The sequence below is a fragment of the Rothia sp. HMSC069C03 genome, assembly GCF_001811075.1.
Classification (GTDB): Bacteria; Actinomycetota; Actinomycetes; order Actinomycetales; family Micrococcaceae; genus Rothia; species Rothia mucilaginosa.
The window spans coordinates 15525-37056 of the sequence record NZ_KZ627141.1 but is presented as its reverse complement, the minus strand read 5'-3'; the positions used below and the strand labels follow the sequence as shown (position 1 = coordinate 37056).

17 protein-coding genes and 1 CRISPR repeat array are annotated in these 21532 nt (G+C 58.7%); of the genes, 3 read left to right on the top strand and 14 right to left on the bottom strand.

The genetic code is table 11. From position 1 onward, the window contains the following. Nucleotides 1–148: 148 nt before the first annotated feature. From HMPREF2779_RS08775 to HMPREF2779_RS08765, 3 genes are all read left to right on the top strand, one after another. Nucleotides 149–1390 carry an MFS transporter gene (locus tag HMPREF2779_RS08775; RefSeq protein ID WP_070689801.1) on the top strand — a complete coding sequence of 414 codons (1242 nt, stop codon included), beginning with the start codon at nt 149–151 and terminating at the stop codon, nt 1388–1390. Nucleotides 1391–1631: 241 nt separating this feature from the next. Beyond that, entirely contained in the window at nt 1632–2252 is a 621-nt protein-coding gene (locus HMPREF2779_RS08770; RefSeq protein WP_005507641.1) for a hypothetical protein, read from the top strand. A gap of 195 nt (nt 2253–2447) precedes the next feature. Then, a complete protein-coding gene (locus HMPREF2779_RS08765) occupies nt 2448–3179 on the top strand; it encodes a metal-dependent transcriptional regulator (RefSeq protein WP_105361329.1) in 732 nt (243 codons plus the stop codon). 190 nt (nt 3180–3369) lie between these two features. On the opposite strand, the gene HMPREF2779_RS08760 is transcribed toward HMPREF2779_RS08765, so the two are convergent. The 14 genes from HMPREF2779_RS08760 to HMPREF2779_RS08690 all read right to left on the bottom strand — a co-directional run bounded on the left by HMPREF2779_RS08760 (nt 3370) and on the right by HMPREF2779_RS08690 (nt 20903). Then, complete coding sequence (locus tag HMPREF2779_RS08760) at nt 3370–4254, bottom strand: metal ABC transporter permease (RefSeq protein WP_049337790.1); 885 nt, start codon at nt 4252–4254, stop codon at nt 3370–3372. Then, nucleotides 4255–5073: a metal ABC transporter ATP-binding protein gene (locus HMPREF2779_RS08755; RefSeq protein WP_070686107.1), complete on the bottom strand. Its 819-nt coding sequence runs from the start codon at nt 5071–5073 to the stop codon at nt 4255–4257. Nucleotides 5074–5279: 206 nt separating this feature from the next. Next, nucleotides 5280–6242, bottom strand: a complete 963-nt coding sequence (locus HMPREF2779_RS08750) for a metal ABC transporter substrate-binding protein (RefSeq protein WP_105361328.1) — start codon at nt 6240–6242, stop codon at nt 5280–5282. Between the two features lie 324 nt (nt 6243–6566). Next, complete coding sequence (locus HMPREF2779_RS08745; RefSeq protein ID WP_070686103.1) at nt 6567–7367, bottom strand: exodeoxyribonuclease III; 801 nt, start codon at nt 7365–7367, stop codon at nt 6567–6569. A 209-nt stretch (nt 7368–7576) separates the two neighbouring features. Continuing rightward, nucleotides 7577–8386, bottom strand: a complete 810-nt coding sequence (locus HMPREF2779_RS08740) for an S-layer homology domain-containing protein (protein ID WP_070686101.1) — start codon at nt 8384–8386, stop codon at nt 7577–7579. A gap of 504 nt (nt 8387–8890) precedes the next feature. Then, on the bottom strand, nt 8891–10219 hold the full coding sequence (locus tag HMPREF2779_RS08735) for a glycosyl hydrolase family 28-related protein (RefSeq protein WP_105361327.1): 1329 nt from the start codon (nt 10217–10219) through the stop codon (nt 8891–8893). A gap of 905 nt (nt 10220–11124) precedes the next feature. Continuing rightward, entirely contained in the window at nt 11125–11439 is a 315-nt protein-coding gene (locus HMPREF2779_RS08725) for a hypothetical protein (protein ID WP_070686096.1), read from the bottom strand. Further along, complete coding sequence (locus tag HMPREF2779_RS08720) at nt 11420–12865, bottom strand: hypothetical protein (RefSeq protein ID WP_070686095.1); 1446 nt, start codon at nt 12863–12865, stop codon at nt 11420–11422. Before HMPREF2779_RS08720 ends, HMPREF2779_RS08725 begins: the two co-directional genes overlap by 20 nt. Beyond that, complete coding sequence (locus tag HMPREF2779_RS08715; protein WP_070686092.1) at nt 12862–13581, bottom strand: ABC transporter ATP-binding protein; 720 nt, start codon at nt 13579–13581, stop codon at nt 12862–12864. Before HMPREF2779_RS08715 ends, HMPREF2779_RS08720 begins: the two co-directional genes overlap by 4 nt. A 137-nt stretch (nt 13582–13718) precedes the next feature. Then, complete coding sequence (locus HMPREF2779_RS08710; RefSeq protein ID WP_083311184.1) at nt 13719–14000, bottom strand: hypothetical protein; 282 nt, start codon at nt 13998–14000, stop codon at nt 13719–13721. Between the two features lie 603 nt (nt 14001–14603). Beyond that, entirely contained in the window at nt 14604–15950 is a 1347-nt protein-coding gene (locus HMPREF2779_RS08705) for a glycosyl hydrolase family 28-related protein (RefSeq protein ID WP_105361326.1), read from the bottom strand. Between the two features lie 660 nt (nt 15951–16610). Then, the gene (locus HMPREF2779_RS08700) at nt 16611–17609 is read right to left on the bottom strand and encodes a bile acid:sodium symporter family protein (RefSeq protein ID WP_369825426.1); all 999 of its coding nucleotides are present in this window, start codon (nt 17607–17609) and stop codon (nt 16611–16613) included. Nucleotides 17610–17859: 250 nt separating this feature from the next. Beyond that, nucleotides 17860–19476 carry a M48 family metallopeptidase gene (locus tag HMPREF2779_RS08695; RefSeq protein WP_070686088.1) on the bottom strand — a complete coding sequence of 539 codons (1617 nt, stop codon included), beginning with the start codon at nt 19474–19476 and terminating at the stop codon, nt 17860–17862. A gap of 290 nt (nt 19477–19766) precedes the next feature. Continuing rightward, complete coding sequence (locus HMPREF2779_RS08690; RefSeq protein ID WP_105361325.1) at nt 19767–20903, bottom strand: acetate/propionate family kinase; 1137 nt, start codon at nt 20901–20903, stop codon at nt 19767–19769. A 294-nt stretch (nt 20904–21197) separates the two neighbouring features. Then, nucleotides 21198–21531: a CRISPR direct-repeat array (repeat unit 29 nt; unit sequence CGGCTCATCCCCGTGCATACGGGGAATAC). Nucleotide 21532: the final 1 nt, after the last annotated feature.

Here is a 21532-nt window from a genome sequence, read left to right as displayed (position 1 = left end):
CATGACCGGCGGGTACAGGCAAAAACAAGCGAATACAGGTAGGCACAGCCGGTTGTCGGGGTATTCACTCATACGATTGCGCACAATGAACTACGCACGACGGATTGCACGCCGCGCGACACCATAAACCCCATCGTGGAGGTCCCCCATGAGTGTCAACACCGAGCTACTCAAGAATAGAGATTTTCGAAATACTCTCTTCGCCATTGGAGCCAACCAGCTCTCAGACTCGATGAGCTATATCACCACGCCCATCATTATTTTGGCGCTGACCGGCTCCCCCGAAGCCGCGAGCATCACCCTCTTTGTCGCGGGTGTTCTCGCTACCTGCGCCGGAGCGATATCCGGAACGTGGGTTGACCGAATCGGTCCCTCAAAGTGCCTGGCACTGTCCTGTATTGGCCAGGCGCTGTCCTGGGTGGCGATTCTTCTCTACCTCGTTTTCAACGTCACCAACATTTACGTTTTGGTGATTACGATTTCTCTCGCCGCCATCATTTCCACCTTCGACTACCCGAGCGAGCAGTCCATCATCACCCGCGTAGTCCCCAAGGAACACCTGGGATACGCCTCCGGCATGGGTGAGACGCGCGAGTCCACCGCCAACCTGCTGGGCGGCCCGGTCGCCGGCATCATTATCGGCTTCTCGACCGTGCTCATGACCGCAGTTCACGCGGTCGTCAACCTGCTGGCGTTCATCGTCGCACCCAAAACCTACGGTGCTAGTCGGCAGCCCACGGAAGAGGAAGAGGGCGAGAAAACCAGCTTCTGGCAGGACTCAAAAGCCGGTTTCGAGTACATCCTGAAGAACAAGGTACTGGTGTCCATCGCGTTCGTTTCAACGCTTGCAAACTTTGGAACGGTCGGCATTCCGCTCACCTTCATCTACTACTACACCTTGGAGGGCGCACACCCGCTCTTCATCGGCATCTTTGCGAGCGCCTTCGGCGTGGGCGTGCTGCTCGGTTCGTTCCTGGTCGGCCCGCTGACCGAGAAGTTTGCGCTCGGCCCGCTCGGTATCACCTCCCTGGCCATCATGTCGGCCTGCTACCTGTTGCTGCCGGTGGTTCATTCGATGCTGTGGGCGGTGTGCCTGCTGATTGTGCTGGCGGGTATTGTGCTCCCCTCCTTCAACTCGAGCATCATTGCGTACATTAACGCATCCACCCCGGAACATATGATCGGTCGCGTGCACTCGGTGCAGGGCATCCCGAATATGGCGCTCACCCCGCTGGCTGTTCTACTGGCAGGCTTCCTCATTGTTGATTGGGGTATTACGTACACGGCGCTGTTCTACGCGGTGTTCATTTTCCTGTCGCTGGTGGTGATGGTATTCCAGAAGCCGCTGCGTCAGCTGCCCCATATCTCGCAGGTAACGAACGCACAGTAGTTCCGCGATAGCCCCGTCTATCAACTCCACTCAACGCCCCCGAAAGCGAATAATTCAACGTGCACTTGCATGAAAATTATTTTCCTTTCGGGGGTGTTCTACATCCTTTCTAGGATTTCTGCACACAGTGCACGCTCACGATAATTCCCCTTATCAATGCGTATTTTTAGGGGTTTAAATGTTGCCGGTATTACGGCGAACCTTACGCCGCTTGTTGAAGGTTTTACGGCATAATAGGAAGGTGTTCGTTCTAACCTTTATTCAACGTTCCGCACAGCACTCACTCACTGCACTGTCGGACGAACTCGCAAAGCTCAACCCGCGTGTTGCCTTCGCCCAGACATACCCTGACGAAATTCAGGGTGCCTTCGACCGCGCCAGCGACGCACTCCACGCGGCGCTCATTGCCGCGCGCGATAACGGCTTCTGGGTCGGCATCGGAATCGGCGAGCTCAACATCCCCCGATTCGCAGGCGCACTCGGCGCCGTCAGCACCACCGACTGCACCGGCGACGCCCTCGAATTCTCACGCCTCGCCGTCGAAGAAGCACAAGGAGGCGCACCTGTACGCTGCATCAGCGTCAGCGCCGACAACCGCCACCTCGCCGACCTCGCCGCAGGCTCCGCACGCCTGCTCTACCGCGTATGCGCCGACCGCACCGACGCCGAATGGCGCGTAGTAAACCTGCTCGTACCCGGCGTGCGCGGCCAGCAGAAGGCCGCCGCAACCGCACTCGGCATCACCACCCAGGCGGTCAGCCGCACCCTCGTCCGCTCCCTCTGGCATGAGGAGCAGGCGGCACGCGGTGCGCTCATCGAGCTGCTGACCCGTATTGACCGTTCGCGCCGCCGCGCCACCTAACCACCGCCGCGCATCCCTCATTCTTTCGCGCCTGCCAGCCTTTCGTAGCTGCCAGCGCGGAACCGAACACCTAATCCCGCCCGTGATAGTCACCCCCTGCCAGGGGTGAACTATCCGGGCGGGACGCTTTTTAAGCCCGCGCTGAATACCCTGTAGCTCGACGGGCAAAACCAGAGAAAAGGTAGACTTATCTTTATGCCTCTTTCAGAACTTTCCGTCAGCACCCAGAACTACCTCAAGGAAATCTGGAGCCTCGAAGAATGGACCAAAACCCCTGCCACCGCATCCGCCCTGGCAGAACGCATGGGCCTGCGCATTTCTTCGGTATCTGACGGCCTCAAGCGCCTCGCCGCCGCCGACCTGATTGAGCATCAGCCCTACGGCGCTATTGAGCTCACTGAAACCGGCCGCTCCTACGCGCTGGCGATGATTCGCCGCCACCGCCTCATTGAGACGTTCCTTGTGGAGATTCTCGGCTACACCTGGGACCGTGTGCACGACGAGGCGGAGGTTCTGGAGCACGCGGTATCCGACTTCATGGTGGACCGCATCGACACCCTGCTGGGGCACCCGACCCGCGACCCGCACGGCGACCCGATCCCGGACTCTTCGGGGCATATTAGTTTTCCGCAGACCGTGCCGCTGAGCCAGTGCGAACCCTGCGAAACAGTCGTGCTCGAACGCATTAACGATGACGACCCGCGCCTGCTGCGTTACCTGCAGGGCCACGGTTTTGTGCCCGGCGTGCGCCTGCACATTGAGGAGGGTGCACCCTTCTCGGAGGCGGTGAACGTGAGCGTGGTTGGTGCCGGTTCCGGCAACCTGCACGAGACGGATGCGGTCGGTGCGGTGAAGCCCGGCGGCACCATTATTCCGTTGGGTGCAGAGGCGACCGCCTCCCTGTTCGTGTCCCGCACGGTGCGCTAGGTACAGGGCGGTAGATACAGGGCGGTAGCGGCGGGCTTCTAGCCCGGAAATCCGGGCGGGTACGCGCCCCCAACCTTCAGAAGATAGCAATAGGCGGAAAGCCCCACGGTGGGACTTTCCGCCTATTGCTGTATTCGGTGAGTGTACTCAGTGGGCTTTCTTAGAGGGAGCTTTCACAGGGTGAGCTTTCTTAGGAAGCTGACGGCTCAGTTTTCGTTGCGGCAGTGCTGAGTCGGCGGGCGCGCATCCTGCCCAGCAGACCGTAGCGCGGGGCAAACACGTACGCCAGGGCGAACAGTATGCCCTGCGTGACGACCACGGCACCACCGGGCGATACATCCGCGTAGTAGCTGGCGTACAGGCCGGTCAGCGTGCCCACCAGGGACACTCCCACGCTCACCGCGAGCATGGGCACGAACCGGTCAGTCATCAGGCGCGCGGTGGAGCCGGGGATGACGAGCATCGCCACAACCAGCACCACGCCCACAATCTGCAGCGCCACCACGGAGGTCAGCGCCAGCATAATGAGTAGCAGCGCGCCGAGCAGACGCGGACGCAACCCCACCGCCTGCGCAAACCCCGGGTCGAAGGCGTACAGCACGAAGTCGCGGCGCTTGACCAGCAGCACGGCGGCAACTACCACCGCGAGGACGGCGACCTGCCAGACGTCCGACCAGGACACACCCAGCACGTTACCGAAGAGAATATGGTTCAGGTCGGTGTTCGACGGCGTGACCGAAATCAGCACCAGACCGAACGCGAACATAGTCGTAAACACGATGCCGATCGCGGCGTCCTCGCGCACGCGGCCGCTGCGCCGTACCCCGCCGATGAGCGCCACCGCCACGAGCGCGGCAATGACCGCACCCACCGCGAAGGGTGCACCAAAAATGTAGGCGAGCACCACGCCGGGCAGTACCGCGTGCGAGATTGCGTCGCCCATGAGCGACCAGCCGAGCAGCACGAGCCAGCAAGAGAGTAGGGCGCAGACGGCGGCGGCGATGACGGTGACCACGAATGCGCGGAGCATGAAGGGCAGGGTCAGCGGCTCCACCAGAAAGTTGAGGATGTCCATTTAGTTCTTCCCTTCCGCAGAGCTGTTCGTAGTAGTGCCGGAGGCGGTAGCGCTGGAGGCGGCAGTCGGCGTGCCGGCGTCCACTTCCATGCCGAAGGCACGCACCAGGTTCTCGGGGGCGAGCACCTTCTCGGGGGTGTCGTGCATCAGAATCTCACCGCGCAGCAGTAGCGCCTCGTCGGCGAACTGGCGCAGGCTCGCCAAGTCGTGCGTGGAAACCAGCACGGTCGCGCCCTCGTCACGCAGCTGTTCGATGACCTGAATGAGCATCGCCTCGCTGCGCTTGTCCACACCGGCGAAGGGCTCATCCAGCAGTAGCAGCTGGGCGCCCTGGGCGATAGCGCGTGCCACGAAGGCGCGCTTACGCTGACCACCCGAGAGCGCCCCAATCTGACGGTCAGCAAGGTCGGTCAGTTCCACGCGGGCGAGCGCCTCATCCACGGCGGCACGGTCTGCGGCACGCAGGCGGCGGGTGATGCCGAGATTGCGGTAGCGTCCCATGCTGACGACTTCGCGCACGGAGATGGGGAAGGTCCAGTCGATTTCTTCGCTCTGCGGCACGTAGCTGATGAGTCCGGCGCGGTGGTGGTGCGCGTTCTTGCCGCGGTTACCGCCGACGGGTTGCCCGTCGAGGGTGATGCTGCCGGCGTGCACGGGCACGACCCCCATAATGGCTTTGAAGAGGGTGGATTTTCCGGAGCCGTTCATGCCGATTAGGCCGCAGATACGCCCGGTGTCCAGGGTGAAGGATGCGCCGGTGAGGGCGCGGACTGGCCCGTAGTTCACGTGCACATTTTCGCAGCTGAGAAGAGTGCTCATTCCTTGTGTTCTTTCTGGTGGTCACCGTATGCGTGGGGCGGGTGTACTTTCTTGCGTGTTGGTGAGTGGGTGCCGTGTGGGCGGGTGCTGTGTGAGCGAGTGTTAACGGCGTGGGAGGAGCGGAGCCAAGAAGGCGACCGCCCCCTCCTATCCTGTCGGGGGTTTGGGATTTACCCGGGGTTTTCGATGCCGGGTTTATTCGGGTTTTAGGAGTTGCCCTTGAGGCCCGCCACAATGGTGCGTGCGTCGTAGCGAATCATGTCCAGGTAGGTGGGCACGGGGCCGTTCGCCTCGGAGAGCGAGTCCACGTAGAGCACGCCGCCGAATCGCGCACCGGCGGCGTCGGCTACCTGGCGCATCGGGTTATCGGAGACGGTGGATTCGCAGAACACGGCGGGCACCTGGTTCTGGCGCACGTAATCGATTGCGGAGGAAATCTGCGAGGGGGTCGCCTGCTGTTCGGAGTTGACCGCCCAAATGTACTTTTCCTTCAGGTCCGCGTCTGCCGCCAGGTAGGAGAAGGCGCCTTCGCAGGTGACGAGTGCGCGCTGGTTCTCGGGCAGGGTGGAGATTTCCTTGACGAGCTCGTCGCGTACGCCCTGCAGCTGCTTCTTGTAGGCTTCGCCGCGGGACTTGTAGTCGGCGGCGTGGTCCGGGTCGAGGGCGCTAAATTCGCGAATCATCACGTCCACGTACTTCTGTACGTTACTGGGGCTCATCCAGGCGTGGGGGTTGGGCTTGCCCGCGTAGGCGTCCTCGGTAATGGAGATGGGCGTGACCCCCTCGGAGACGGTCACGTGCTTGGCGTTGGATTCTTCAACGAACTTGGCGAACCAGGATTCGAGGTTCAGGCCGTTATCGAGCACCAGGTCGGCGGCATGCGCCTTCTTCAGGTCGGAGGGGGTGGGCTCGTACTCGTGGATTTCAGCGCCGGGCTTGGTGAGGGACTCGACGTTCAGGTCGTCGCCTGCCACGTTGCTGGCAATGTCTGCTAGCACGGTGAAGGTGGTGAGCACGGTCTTCTTGCCGTTGCTGCTCTTAGCGCCATCGGTGGTGCTGGCAGTGCTGCCGCAGCCGGTGAGCACGAGTAGTAGGGTGAGTGCTAGGGCGGCGCAGAGCGCCTGGATGAGGCGGTGTGCGTTGCTGCCTGCGGGGGTTAGAGCGTTCATGAGGCGTCCTTCATTGGAAGTCACGGGTTTGAGTATGTGGTTGATGTGTGGATTTTGCCGCGCCGGGGCGACAGGGACACGGTGTTGTCTGCGCAGGCATCATGATGCGCTTTTGCCTGTCATCCCGGGCGGAATTTAACAATAGTTCGTCAAGCCGAACTTTTCAACTAAGCCACACAGAAAACCCCGAAATATTGGCAGAAACACAGGGGTAGACACACAGAGCCATGCGCGCAGAAACACCAGCAGATACAGCAAGGAGGCGAGGGGCCCCTCCCCCGCCTCCTTACTGCACGCGGTTCTACGGCAAGCTATACGCTCCGTTTAGTCAGCAATCTCAACCACGACCGGCGTGTGGTCGCTTGCGCCTTCACCGGCGCGCTCCACCTTATCGATCCAGGCACGTTCCACGCGTGCGGCGAGCGCGGGCGAGAACAGCTGGAAGTCAATGCGCATACCCTCGTCCTTGGTGAAGCGACCCGCCTGGTAGTCCCAGTAGGTGTACTCGCCCGGGGTGTGCGGGCGTACTACATCCACCATGCCCTCTTCGAGCAGGGCGGCGAAGGCGCGGCGTTCGGGTTCGGAAACGTGGGTCATTTCGTTGCTCAGGAAGTAGTCAATATCCCACACGTCGGTATCCTCGGGGGCGACGTTCCAGTCACCGACCAGGGCGAGCTGCGACTGCGGGTTAGCCGCCAGTTCGTTGTGCACGTTCTGGCGCAGCGCCTCCATCCAGCGGAGCTTGTAGTCCATGTGCGGGTCGGTCAGGCCCCGGCCATTGGGCACGTAGAGGCTCCAGACGCGCACGCCGCCGCAGGTCGCACCGATCGCGCGCGCCTCCAGCACCTCGGGTTCGCCGGGCTTGCCGAAGTGCGGCTGGTTATCGAAGCCGCGTTGCACGTCTTCGAGGCCAACTCGGGAGGCGATTGCCACGCCATTCCACTGATTCAGGCCAAAGTGCGCAACCTCGTAGCCCATAAATTCGAAGAGGTCGAAGGGGAAGGTTTCGTCCTTGGTTTTGGTTTCTTGCAGTGCGAGCACGTCAACGTCGTGTTCGTCGAGCCAGTCTTCGACGCGGTTCTCGCGGGCGCGGATTGAGTTGATGTTCCAGGTGGCAATCTTCATGCCTTCTAGCTTAGCGGGTGCAGAGCAGGCGCCCTTCATTGCACGGAGGCGATTGCGCAGCGGACATGGGCGCTCGCAACTTGCCAGCGCACCGCCCGCCTGCGCAACCCATTGGGTCGCATCGGCGGGCGGTGAATATATGCGCTAGTCAGCGCTGAATCTAGTTAGAGCACTGAATCTAGTCGGTATTACTCCTAGTCAACGGCCTCCTAGTCAACGGCGGGAGTGCCCACAACCTTCAGGCCCTTATCGCCGTACGCCTTGAGCATGTACAGGGCGTCGGAGAAGTACAGGGGGCTGGCAGGGTTCACCACGTCTGCCACGCCGTCACCGTCGCGGTCCACTTCGGGGCAGGCGCCGAGCGTGCGGGCTGCCCAGCGGTTTTCGGTCTTGAACTGTTCAGTCTTCTTGACTTCGGCACGTAGCGGACGGCGAATCTGGCGCAGGCGCGCGGCACCGTCGGGGCTACCTGCGGCGCGATACAGGAATGCGGCGAGGGTGTGGCGGGTGGCGTAGTCGTCCGGGTGGAAGAGCTCGTCATCCCAACCGGAGGTGATGCCCGCATCCGCCGCCCAGATGTAGGCGGGGTAGTCCGGGTCGGTGGTTGCCACGTCCTTGTAGGGGGAGGTCGTGGGTAAGTTCTTGACGGTTGGCGATCCCGCCATGCGGTAGAGCATGCGCACCAGCTGGCCGCGGGTGACGGTTGCACTGCTGTGGCGGCGGGTGACGGTGTATTCTTCGCTGTCGAGGTAGCCGTGGCAGACCGCCCACACGCCGGGGGTGGCGCTCATGGTGCCGAGGAAGTTGGCGACGCATTCGACATAGCTAGGGTCGTCCTTGGGCTGCTCTGCCTTGATGACGAGTTTCAGGTTGACTGCGGGTTCTGCCGCGTGGGCGGCAGGCTGTGCGCTCACCGCGGAGGTGACGGGTACGGCACCGAGGGCGAGTGCGAGAGTGAGGGCGAAAGTGCGGCGTGCGCGGGGAGCGGGTGTGAGTGCTCGAGAGATAACCGAAAACATGGGTTGTCCTTATGTAATTGTGGTTGATAACCGGCCGGAAGGAACCGATTTTTGGGTCGACCGCGGGGTCGCCAAATGGAGCGAATAAGAAAAGGGAGGAAAGCTTTCGTTGAGGAATAGTGAGAAGCGGCAATGAATAGGGTCTGACATGCGGCGATGCAGGTTTGTGTGTGCTGCGGGTAGCTATTCCGCATGCTGTCGCACGGCTATGGTGGTGCGCAGTGAATGGACTGTTTTACACCACCATAGAAAGTTTAAAGTACATATTGATATTTTATTCAATATTTAATTGAGACTTTTATCAACTAAAAATTAAACATTGTTCTAAACAACAAAGCAGCTGCGAATGGTATGTATTCCATTCGCAGCTGCTTTGATTTTTAGCTGATATATCGCGGTATAACGCGCCCACTAGGGCACACGCGCCTCCCCCACGATTCACAGGAAAGTTCCGAACCGGTTCGGGCGTGTCTACTAGCTGCCGTCAGTTGCCGTCAGTCTCTACTAACCGCGCATCACGTTGTAGGCTTCCTTGGTGAGCTGACCGGCGGGCGAGGTGGAGTGGCGCAGTTCCTCAACCTCAATGACCACGTTCGCGCCAATTGCGCCGGTGATATACACGCGGCGGCCGAGCATATTACCCTCACCGATGCGGTCGTCCTTGGCGGTGCCTTCGGTGATGCGCAGGTCGTAAATCTTGTTTTCAATGTAGAAGCCGTACAGGGAGGCGGGCTTCTCCGGGGGGTTGTAGGAGACAGGCGCGACCATGCGGGTACCGCGCGCATTGCGGCTGATGTACCAGTTGGCGGCCTCGTCAGCACCGGCGGCACCGCTGACGGTGCCAGCCCAGCTGGAGCCTTCCGCTTCGCATCCGATGAAGACGTTGTGCGCCCACTCAACAAGCCAGCCGTGACCCGCGTTGGAGCGTGCGGTGCAGCCGATGAACATGTTGCGTTCACCCTGCACGATCCAGCCTGCGCCGGCGTGGCGGGTGGCGGGCTCGTAGAGGGCGTTCTTGTTGCTGGTGCGGTGGTTGCTGTTGCTGGAGCAGTTCTCGAATTTTGCCTGCGCCGCGTACACCTCGATACCGGCGTAGGAGCCGCCGCTGAGGTTCGCTTCGGCAACGTCTACGCCGCGCAGCTTGTTGTCTGCCGCGCCGGAGTTCTGGCCTTCGTTGGGGCGGCGGGGGTGGCCGACGGGCTTGCCGAGCAGCAGGCCCTGGTTGAGGGTGCGGCGGATGGTCACGTCGTCAATTTTCATGCCCTGGTCGTCCAGGCCGAGCACGGCGACGCCGATGGCGGTGTCCCAGACTTCCACGCCGGCGATAACGGGCACGATGTCCGGTTCGTTGAGCATGTCGCCGGTCAGGTGGGTGTGGAAGATGACGCCGGCGACGTTGTTCAGCGGGGTGGTGTGCGCATCGAGCGGGTAGCTGCTGATGGGGGTGTTGGCAGCGTTGGTGCGGATGTGCAGGTTGCGTACGCCCATACGCATGGGCTTGTTGGCGTTGTAGTTGCCGTAGACGGGGGTGGTGTAGCTGCCGACGTGGAACACGCCGGTGTATTCGGTGTGGCCGTTGGCGGTGGTGGGGATGGCGCGGTCGGAGTGCGCGATGACGACGGTTGAGGAGCCGTAGCCGAAGATTTCGACACGGTGCTTGATGTCGATGAAGGGGTAGGAGACGCGGTAGATGCCGCGGGGTAGTTCTACGGATCCACCGCCGCGTGCGGCGACAGCATCGACGGCGCGCTGGATGGCTGCGGTGGAGTCTTTGGCACCGGTGGGGTCTGCGCCGTAGTTGATGGCGTTGATGCTCATGGGCGTATCGGGCATGAGGGGCTCAATTCTTTCGATGGGTACCGCGTTCGGTGCTGAAGGCGGCGTGGTGAGTGAATTGAGTGAATACGGTGCTGCGTGGGTGCAGTGTTGAGTTTGTGTGGTGCGGTGTGTTGGGCGCATTTCTGCGGGTGTTTTGGCGTGTGTGGGTCTGTGCACCGGCAGACCTGCCTTCTGCTCAAGGGTACCGCATTGGGCGTGTGGAGGCGACGACCGGGCACTGTGATGCCTGCTCCCCCTACCCCGTTTTTCTATGGTTTTTCGGCTGTTTTGTGGGCGGGTTAAACAACTGAGGGGCGGGGATTACTCCCCGCCCCTCGAACCTAACCATCTTTAGTTATGGACTTCTGCGGTCAGCTCTCCCCTACATGGCTAGCTTTAGTACCAAGTAACAGGCCTCGCACCAACGCGTGACCGTCCCCGAAAATGGGGAGAAGGAATATGACGTGGGTAAGATACCACCAATGAAGCCCGTAATTGACAGGTAACGCCCACAGGATTGCCCCTGCCACAATACAGACACCCGGCCCAGCGGCTGCAACAGCTGCTATTTGTCGGCCCGTCATGTAACCGTGCGGATGCAAGCTCACCCGTAAAGGCGTAATTTCAAGTGAAACTATTCCAACATTCGGAGCTAAAACCCGCAAAGCGATCAGATGCGCTAATTCATGAATCATGAATCCCAACGTCAATCCGCCAAGCGCATGGATCAGAACCCATATCAGCGGCTCTGCAAGTCCTGGCGCACCCGCACTGGTAGCCCAGAGAATCATGCCTACAGTACATCCGCACCATATCGCGAGGAACCACCGTAGCGACCACAATATAGCAACCGCTAGGTGCCTCGATTGATGCAACAGGGATGTCTCCTGTGAAAGTTCAAGAGTTCGCCGGCTCATTCCTTAGGATTTCTCTGCAATGAGCTGAGCACGGTAGGCGGAAAGTCGCTTATACGCCACAATCACAGCAAAGATGAAAATCGTCAAGAGAATGAGCGTCACCACCACGGGCGCAGGATTTACCATACTCATTTGCATGCGAACTCCCCCACCCGGAAGTGCCCCTGACTCCAAGAGTACTGCCCCAAAGAAAGCTTCTCCCTTAGAGACGTTTTCATTCAGGCTAAAGAGCGTATAGATGGTGCTTCCAATAACTACCGCTACAGTGGCTACTGCAGCAGTAGCAAGCGAAGAAATACTATAGATGAACCATTTCATGGCGCACTCCTTTTTCATTACGGGAAATTCCCAAGACACTAAAGAACACGGCGAATCCAAGAAGCACCGCGATAATGGTCACGTTAACCTCCGTTGGGAGCCCAAACATATTCAGGCCCAACGCAAAAGTTGCAACGACCGATAGCAGAAGAATCACACCAATAACCACAGAGAATGGATTTCCCTTTTCTGGTGGGAAGATAATACCCACGAGATTAGTCATGACGATAGATACCAGCCCAAACCCAAAAACGGTCAGGATATCTGATAGCTGACCTCCTTGCGCTAGATAAACCGTTCCAAGAACTGCACCTAGCGCAAGCATGATAGTTGCCTGCGAACCGATCAGCTGAAGATAAAACACACCTGCCGATTGGCGGAACGGAGTAAGGCGACGCAGGGGTTCAGAAGATGCGTACGCGTATATTCCTAAGAAAGCAGGAAGAAGAATGTACGCCGGAGGCGCATTCCAGCTCTTCCACGGAATTGCAAAAGCTGCCACCACAGCAGATACCAGCACAAACTGGTTCTCGAAGCTACGGAACTGCATCAGCACCAAAGTGCCAAATCGCGTGTTAGCAAGACTTCCAGGTAGCGCGAGGAAATAGCTCCTGAGCGGAGTGTAGTCCTTCGGCGCAATTGCTATAGCTAGAGCTAGTAGCAGTCCACATACTCCTAGCAAGGCGAGTACAGCACCCGTTGCTCCTAGTACCCCTCCGATAGCTTCCTCAATACGGAGAAACGCCAGCTGGGGCATCCATGGGGCCGTATCTTCAAGCAAACGAATCCGCATGTACTCCACACTTTGGTCACGCATCAGGCTAAATGCAATAGCCATAAGACCTGCAAGAAGAGCAGGAATCACAAGACCGCGCAAACGTGCCATTCCCATGAGGGCAAGGAGTCGCTCTACTCCCAAATGAATTACTAGCAGGATCAGGTAAGTAACAAGAGCTGGTGACACAACACCCAACAGGAAGAGCTCCGCAGCTTTCCACCCCACGACAATGCTACAAGCAATAGCCAGCGCACTTGAAAGAGCAATAGTAGCTGTTCCGACAAGAAGCATCTCGAATACAACACTCGCAATCAAGCGTTCCTTATTCGTCGCAGGAAGAGTGTACGTAAGTTCTGTTAGCTCATCTGCTTTCAGGAATAGAATTCGCACAATTGTGTAAAACGCAGCAACCCAGAAAATAGATGAAATACCCATTCCTTCTAGCAACGGCGCTACTATTTCTGGGTTATTAAATGTTTGCTTAACAACACTGATGCTCAGTAGAACATATCCTGCGTATAGCGCTAAGACACCAAAAAATACGGCGTAACGAATTGGTCGATTTGCCAGAACTCCCCTTCCTAAAACGCGGCGGCGCAGGAAAAGGAAATAGAAGTGAACGAGCTGATTAACCGCACTGAACCTCATAGGTCCCCCTCGATTTCATCCACAGTTTTTCGGACCATTGCGTCGAGAGTGCCAAAGCGTTCTAGCAGAGCATCGGTAGCGTCGTCCTCGAGCACTACGCCGCGGTGGAGGAAGGTAACACGGTCTGCGCACCTTTCTAGAAGCGTGAAGTCGTGGCTGCACAGCAGGATTCCGCATCCTTCATTGCGTAATGTACGCATATCGCGTTCAAAGGTGTAAATTGCGTCGATGTCGATTCCGTTAAGCGTCTCATCAATGAGAGTGAGCGGTCGACGCAATAGCAACGCTGCAATGAGCTGAGTTTTCTTGCGCATGCCGTGGGAGTAGTCTTCCATCAGGTCGTGCTGTCGACCTGTCATCTGGTAACGCTTAAAGTACTCCGCTACAGCATTCTCATCCACTTTCTCCTTGTACAGAGAGTGGATAAAACGCAGATATTCCAGACCGGTCAGGAATTCCGGTAGATAGTCGTTGCTTGCCAGGTACATCAAGGAGGTGCGAGCAGCAAGGCTCCGATGCTCATGACCACTAATCTGAATATCGCCATCTTTGGAGTGTAGAAGGTTACTTATCAGCTTCATGAGCGTGGATTTTCCAGAGCCATTAGGTCCAATTAGTCCATGAATTTCTCCGGAAGAAACTTGGAGATGAACGTCGGTGAGGGCGGGTTTCCCAGCCCCGTACGCGTAGGTAATATCGTGCGCGTTGAGAAGCATATATGTCACACCCTTCATTGTGTGTTGACCAGAAATTATTCGGTGATTGGAAGTTGTTACGAAAGGGGCGGGCGGTCTCTTTTGGAGTCCCACCCCTTCCGTAGTTCTCAAATTCAGGGCATGGTCACCCTAAGTCGTTAGACGCATTCTACGAAAACACGGTTATAGCCCGCGCCCCATTCCCAGTTGCCAGTGAACCGGAACCTACCCTGCTGAAAGCACCAAATGGCCATAGCAGCAAAGAAAACAACCGACAGAACCAGCAGTACTGCCAGAAGGACAAGGAACCACCCGTCATAACGGATGATGAGCTTATTAGCCTCATTCTTGAGGCGGGCGGGGGCGCTCAATGCGCTTACTGCCATGCGATCAACCATGCTCGCAGAGGACGGAACGTGAACAGCGGATACTGCCGACATTTTTACTCCTTCAGACTATGTTGTCTTTTGACACCAGTCTGGAAACAAATAAGTCCAGCCTGGTTTTATTTACACCAGGCTGGATCTTACATCGCTCCAGACTGGGCTTATATCACGCCAGATTGGGGCTTACATTGCACCAGGCTGAAGCTTTGCACTCAAGTGTAATATGTTTACGCGTGCAATACTACCCTATTTGAGGAATATTCTTGAAAATTTTTCTCATTAACATTTATTGGGTAGATTCCTGAACGGTCAGGCTCAGATTATCTACTAAAAACACATCCACAAGCGGATTCATCAAGAGATTGATGACAGCATAATAAGCAAATACGGCAGGGAGTGATTCTGGTGCGGCAAGTTGAGCATGTTGCGGCAAATATATTGGTACGCGCTGAACCAAGCACCAAGGGGTCAGCTTTTGCTCAAGAGTACCGCAATATACAGGCCTAATCGACCATAGACACTGCAGCACTTACCGCCATCACTCAGAGAGGGGCGTTAAACGCCTGAGGGGCGGGGATTACTCCCCACCCCTCAGACGTATACGTTTTAAGATTTTGTGGTCACGAGCCTCAGCCCGCAGAACTCAACCCGTGAGGGTTAGCCCATGAACACGCCGTTGCCGCGCTTCTCCAGCTGCTTCGGCGCGAAGGTTGCGTGGCGGATGTGGTCCACCTCGATGAGCACGTTATCGCCCATCGCACCGGTCACGTGAACGCGGCGGCCGATCATGTTGTTATCACCAATACGGTCATCCTTCGCGGACGCAGTCGTAATGTGCATATCGCGAATGTTGTTCTCAATGTAGAAACCGTACAGGGAAGCCTTCGCCCAGCTGTAAGGGTTGTGCGAACGAGGAGCCACGAAGCGGCTACCGCGTGCGTTACGGCCAATGTACCAGTTCGCCGCCTCGTCACCTCGAGCACCGCCGGTAACAGCATCCTGGAAGCTCGAAGACTCACCCAGGCAGCCAATGAACTGGTTGTTGCCCCACTCCACGAGCCAGCCGTGACCGGCGTTCTCCTGGGCGGTGCAGCCAATGAACATGTTGCGGGTGCCCTGAATGAACCAGCCTGCACCCACGTGGCGGGTCTTCACCTCGTACAGGGCGTTCTTACCCTGGTTGCGCTTGTTGAACCAGCTGGTAGACGCCTCGAACTTGGACTGAGAAGTGTAAATCTCGATACCCGCGTAGGTGCCGAAGCTCATGTTTGCGTCAGAGACGTCAATCATGGAGAACGTGTTATCTGCCGCGCCGGGGGTGTCACCCTCACGGCCGCGCAGCGGGTGGCCGACAGGCTTGCCGACCAGCAGGCCCTGGCGCAGGGTCTGGCGGATGCGCAGCTTGTCAATCTTCATGCCCTGGTCGTCCAGGCCCAGGATCGCAACGCCAATAGCAGTGTCCCAGATTTCGATGTTGGACAGGGTGGGAACTGCGTCCGGCTCACCGGGGTTAGCGTCCGCAATGCGGGTGTGAAAGATGACGCCTGCAACGTTGTCGACGGGCTGGGTGTGCTTCTCCAGGAAAATCTGGTTGCTCTTGGAATCCAGCGACAGGTTGTACTTGTTGGTGCGGATAAACAGGTCACGCACGCCCATACGCATGGGCTTGTTCTGGTTGGTGCCACCGCTCATGGGGGTGGTGTAGCTACCGGTGTGGAAAACGCCGGTGCATTCGTAGCTACCATTCTTAGATGACGGGATGCTCTTGTCGGTGAAAGCGACGATTCGGGTTGCCTGGCCGTGGCCGAAAATCTCGACGCGGTGCTTCATTTCGATGAAGGGGTAGGAGACGCGGTACATGCCGCCGGGAATCTCCACAGATCCGCCACCCTGTGCAGCAACGTCATCGATAGCCTTCTGGATAGCACTGGTGGAGTCTCGTACGCCGGTGGGGTCAGCGTTGTACTTGGAATCGCATACGTTCACGCTCATGATGGTAGCCATGGTGTGTCCTCTTTCTTGGCGGATACAGACAGCGATTAGCGCATAGATGGAATCTACGCGCGTGATTAAGCTGAGTGTATCCAGTTGTGTTTGAGTGAATAAGTGGTTTTGAGCTTCCTGCCGGTTGAGCGAGTGAGTCTCTTCCGGTGTGGGATGCGGGCGGGGAGTGAATCCACTGCATCAACGCTCGTGGGCGGCGTGAGGGAGTGAATCTCAACCATTCCCATGTGAGTCATAAATTCTTGCATACAGGATGCAAATCTATCTAACCCACGACAAAATATTTTAGGGCAAAATTAGGGAGCTTTTGTCGCTCAACACACGATAGTGTTGATTGTCTCCCCGGTCACTTTTATGCAATAGAGTGCACATAACCCACAGAAAACCGACTGACCAGCATAGATACTATATTTTGCACGCGTATGCACTAGTCAGGGGAATTTTCACTAAAGCGCGCAACATCACTTTACGGGCAGGTCAACTAGGCCCAAAGATCCCATTAAAACCCCTCATCAGAGGCTTATCTCACAGGCTCAGAAGCCCAAGAATAGCACCCGCCGGGCGCCCATCAGAGACCCCACCAGAGCACCCAATCAGCACCCCGGCAGACGCTTCTAATAGACACCCGGCGAGCACCCCCGGCAGATAGGGTTCAAGCCCCTACTGAACTTCCTTCGCGGAGGCGGCACCCACCACATCCAGGCGCGCATAGCGGCCCGCAAGCCAGGTACAAATCATCAACTGAACCTGATGGAAAATCATGATCGGCAGCATCATCAGACCCAGCGAGCCCGCACCAAAAATAATGATCGCCATCGGCAGGCCAGCCGCCAGCGACTTCTTCGAACCGCAGAACTGAATCGTAATACGGTCGGCACGGTTGAAGCCCAGACGCTTAGCCAGCTGGTCAGTCAGCCACAGCATGAACACCACGATAATCGCCATGAGCACGACCAGCAGCACAATCTGCCACCACGCCACGCGCGTCCACACGCCCTGCACCACCGAAGCGGAAAACGCCGAATACACGATCATCATGACCGAGAACTTATCCAGCCACTTGGTCGTCGGCTTCTTGGCGAACTCCCCCACCCAGCGGCGCGTCAACTGACCGAGCACGAACGGCAGAAACAGCTGAATGGCGATATCCAGGAAGACTGTTCCAGAGAACTCAATATGGCCCGTGTTCATCAGCAGCATGGCGAGCAGCGGGGTCGCCACCACACCCACAATCGAAGAGAGCGAGGCGCTCACAATCGCCGCCGCCACGTTACCGCCCGCAATCGAAGTGAACGCAATCGACGCCTGCACGGTCGAGGGCACAAAGGTCAAGAACAGAATGCCCATGTACAGCCCATCACCGAGTACAAAACGCAGCGGTGAGAGCGCCAAACCGACCAGCGGGAACAGCACGAACGTGCAGCTGAGAATCATCAGGTGCAGACGCCAGTGGGTCAGGCCGCGAATAGCCTCCGTGGTGGAGAGGCGAGCGCCGTACAGGTAGAACAGCAGGGCGACCGCGAACTTCGTTCCGGTGCTGAACCAGTCGGCGAAGTCGCCGCGCGCCGGCACAATAATTGCGAGGATAACCGCGCTAATGAGCATGGTCAGCAGCGGGTCGAGTTTGATGGAGCGAAGTGATGAAAGCATGCTGTCCATTCTAGACCTGCGCCTGTGTGAAGGTACCGGGGTGCCGGGTGCATCTCAGCTGCAGGGCGGCCGGAGGTGAAGGTTACGGGCGGCTCATGCCAGGCAACCCGAACGACTGCAGCAACCGGCTACGAGCCTGTGAGGAGGCGGTTAACGACAGAACCCGCCGGAGCGCCTAGGCACCCCGACGGGTTCGTGAAGGTTATTTGAGCTATGCGGTCCAGATGAGGCGATTAGAGCGCACCCTGGCGGCTACTGGCTACTTCTTATCGCCGTCGAAGCCATAACCGTACGAGCCACCCTCAGAGGAGTCGTTGCCGTACTGGCCGTAACCGTACTGCTCGGGAGCAGACTGACCGTTAGAAGACTGGCCGTTAGGCTGGCCATTAGAAGGCTGCTCAGGTGCGGGCTGGCCTGCACCATTCTGACTTGCGGCAGGCTGACCGAAGCCGGGCTGCTGACCGTACGCAGGCTGACCCGGTGCGGGCATCTGCGGGCCACCGGGAGCACCCGGTGCCGGCGAGCCACCGGCGGCAGCGTACGCATCCCAACGCTGACCGTGGAAGGCACGAGCCTGCTCGGTGAGCCAGCCAGCGAACAGCGTAGAGTTCGCGTCGAACTCGGGGGCGTTCTTGGGCTTGGAGTACACGTCCACGGTTTCCAGGGTGTGGTCTGCCCAAACGTCCTGGTGTTCACGCATGAACTCGGTGGACTGAATCGGGTCGGGCCACATGTGCACCGGCTCCGCCGCCGGGATCAGGACAGGAACGCGCGGTGCGGTGTCCTTGACCGGGTTCTCAGTCGGGCGCCAGAACAGGCGGCCGGGCTGGGTGCGGTCACGCAGCGCGTGCGCACGCCAGGTGAGTATGGGGTGGCTTGCCAGCAGGTTCACGTACCAGACGGCAAGACCGCGGTCGGTGACGGCACGGTCGGCAAGCTCATCGAAGTTGACCTGCTTGTTCAGGTACTTACCTGCCGCAAGCACCTTGACAGCACCCTCCGCACCCTCGGGGCAGAAACGGTAGCCGAAGTTATCGGCGGTGTATTCCTGCGAGCGGGACAGTGCACTCGACAGCACCGGAATCTGGTTGAACAGCGTAGTGAAAATCAGACGGAAATAACCGACGTGACCTGCGGCGATGTGACCAACCTCGTGGCCAATAATGAAGCGCAGCGCCTGCGGATCACGGGACTTACCACCGATTTCAAACAGGTCAGAGTACAGGCAAATGTAGCGGCGGAAACCGTGACCTGCCGCGAAAGCGTTCATGGTGCCGTTACCGAGAACAACGTACGCATCCGGCACACGGCGCAGACCTGCCGCCTCAGCTGCTTCGGCGAGCATCTGGTACGCCTCAGGGAACTGGGTGGGGGTGATACGCACACCGCGCACACGCTGCTGCGCGTAGTAGATTGCACGAACAATGAAGATGACAAGCGGGCCCAGGAGGAGCAGGCTAACCGTCTGGAAAATCAGGTCTTCCATGCTTGCCGTGGTGCTATCGGAAGAAGGTACACGAACCGAGCCTTCACCGGTTGAGCTGAAGACGTAACGCATCATCGAGCTGAACAGGTCAGCCAACGCCATGAACAGCACAATGTAGCCGACCGCGGTGACCGCGTAGGCGGCAACCAGCCACGGAATTTCAGAGGGGTGACGCAGCGCGTGCAGCACCTTCGGCGGCAGCATCGACTGGTAGGCGAAGAGCCTCGGCTGGGGCAGGGGGCTGACCGGCTTCTGGCGCTCGTCTTCGGGGAGCCAGCCGGCGGAGAGGTCCTGCGGGAGGGGCTCACCGAGGGCACGGAATGCCTGCTGGCCGGGCTGGGCGTTGAACTGCCCGCCGGGCTGCTGGTGGTTTTCAGGGGGTTGAGTCATGTCTCGTCCGCTTCGTATCGAGTGTTATCTGATTCCACTCTATCGTTTTTGGGCACTTACTAGTGAATGTGAATACGCTTTTTCTCATAGAATGCTCATTCGCGACGCTACAGTACGCCACAGTGCTGGGATGCGCAGTGCCAGGATACACAGCGCCGGGGCGCACAGTGCAGAGGCTCCGGGGTGAGCAGCCTTGCGGGCATAAGAAATCCGCCGTAGCACCCATACAGAATGGGCGCCACGGCGGATCATTTTACGCTGAGCCGCCTACACGGCGGGGTGCGTGGGGCTTAGAGGCTCTTGACGAGTTCCTCGGTAGCCTCAGCGATAGCCTTCTCCTCGTTGGTGGGGATGACCAGCACCTTGATAGCGGAATCCTCGGTGGAAATCACGCGCGGCTCGGGAGAACGCTTAGCGTTCTCTTCCTCGTTGTACTTGACACCCAGTGCGCCGAGGCGGTCCAGGACCAGCTTGCGGAAGTCGCCGGAGTTCTCACCGATACCTGCGGTGAAGATCAGTGCCTGCGCGCCGCCAACAACCAGGTTGTAGCCGCCAATGTACTTCATCAGGCGGTAGGAGGTCATGTCCAGTGCGAGCTGTGCACGCTCGTCGCCGGACTGTGCAGCCTCAACGACCTTACGCATGTCGTTGGAGCCAGCCAGTGCGAGCAGACCGGACTCCTTGTTCAGGATGGTGTCCAGGCGTTCACCGTCAATGCCCTCACGGGACAGGATGGTGGTCAGTGCCGAGGGGTCGATGTCGCCGGAGCGGGTACCCATAATCAGGCCGGCCAGCGGGGTGTAGCCCATGGAGGTGTCGACGGACTTGCCGCCCTTCACAGCGGTCACGGACGCGCCGTTACCGAGGTGAGCGACAACGCCGTTGAACTCGTCGCGTGCAATGCCGAGCATGTCAGCTGCAACGTGGGAGACGTACTCGTGGCTGGTGCCGTGGAAGCCGTAGCGGCGGATGCTGTACTTGTCAGCCAGGTCGTAGGGGATCGCGTAGCGCCATGCTTCTTCGGGCATGGTGGAGTGGAACGCGGTGTCGAAGATAGCGACCTGCGGCAGGGAGGGCCACTTGTGCATTGCTGCGCGCATGCCCTGAACGTGTGCGGGGTTGTGCAGCGGTGCCAGCGGAGAGAGGTCGTCGATCTGCTGGACAACTTCTTCAGTCAGCAGGGTGGGGTGGGTGAACTTCTCTGCACCCTGCACCACGCGGTGGCCGACTGCCTGCAGCTCACGGCCTGCCAGGACGGGCTCAAGCTTCTCGGACATGATGTCGAATGCGACCTCGTGGTTGGGCACGTCGGTGCCGATGTTTTCGACGAGGCCGGAGGTCAGCATCTGCTCTGCCTCGGGCAGGGAGGTGTCACGCACCTGGTACTTCAGGGAGGAAGAACCGGCGTTCACAACGAGAATAAGCATGAAAGTATCTTCTTTCGTAGTTTTCTTTTCGTTCCATTCTCGCACTTTTCGAGCCTGCGTGCGAGACGGCCCCGACTGTGTTTTTAACGGGGGTTTTTACGAGGGGTGACATCGAGGGGCAGGAGGTGCGGGTTTGGTGGGGTGGAGAGAACGCCTGGAAGGCAGGCGATTGGGCGCACGCCAGTTCCTTTCTGCAAACACACCGAATGAGGAGTGCGCAGCCCAGTACCTCTCTATTTATCCCCGCGCATGCAGGGAACACTGACTGTTATCTTCACAGAATGGGTGCGCCTGAGGCTCATCCCCGTGCATACGGGGAATACGTGGTGAGCCGCTGGTTGAGGGTGGGGGCGCTCGGCTCATCCCCGTGCATACGGGGAATACGTGTAATCCGCCGGTAACTCAGCAGAAAATTCCGGCTCATCCCCGTGCATACGGGGAATACCCCACCAGAGACGCAAACTTCGTCGGCGCACTCGGCTCATCCCCGTGCATACGGGGAATACATTGGAGAGGCAGGAGGAAAGCCCATAGGAGGCGGCTCATCCCCGTGCATACGGGGAATACCGTCACGGTGCGATGCAACGTGCAACCAGTCTCGGCTCATCCCCGTGCATACGGGGAATACG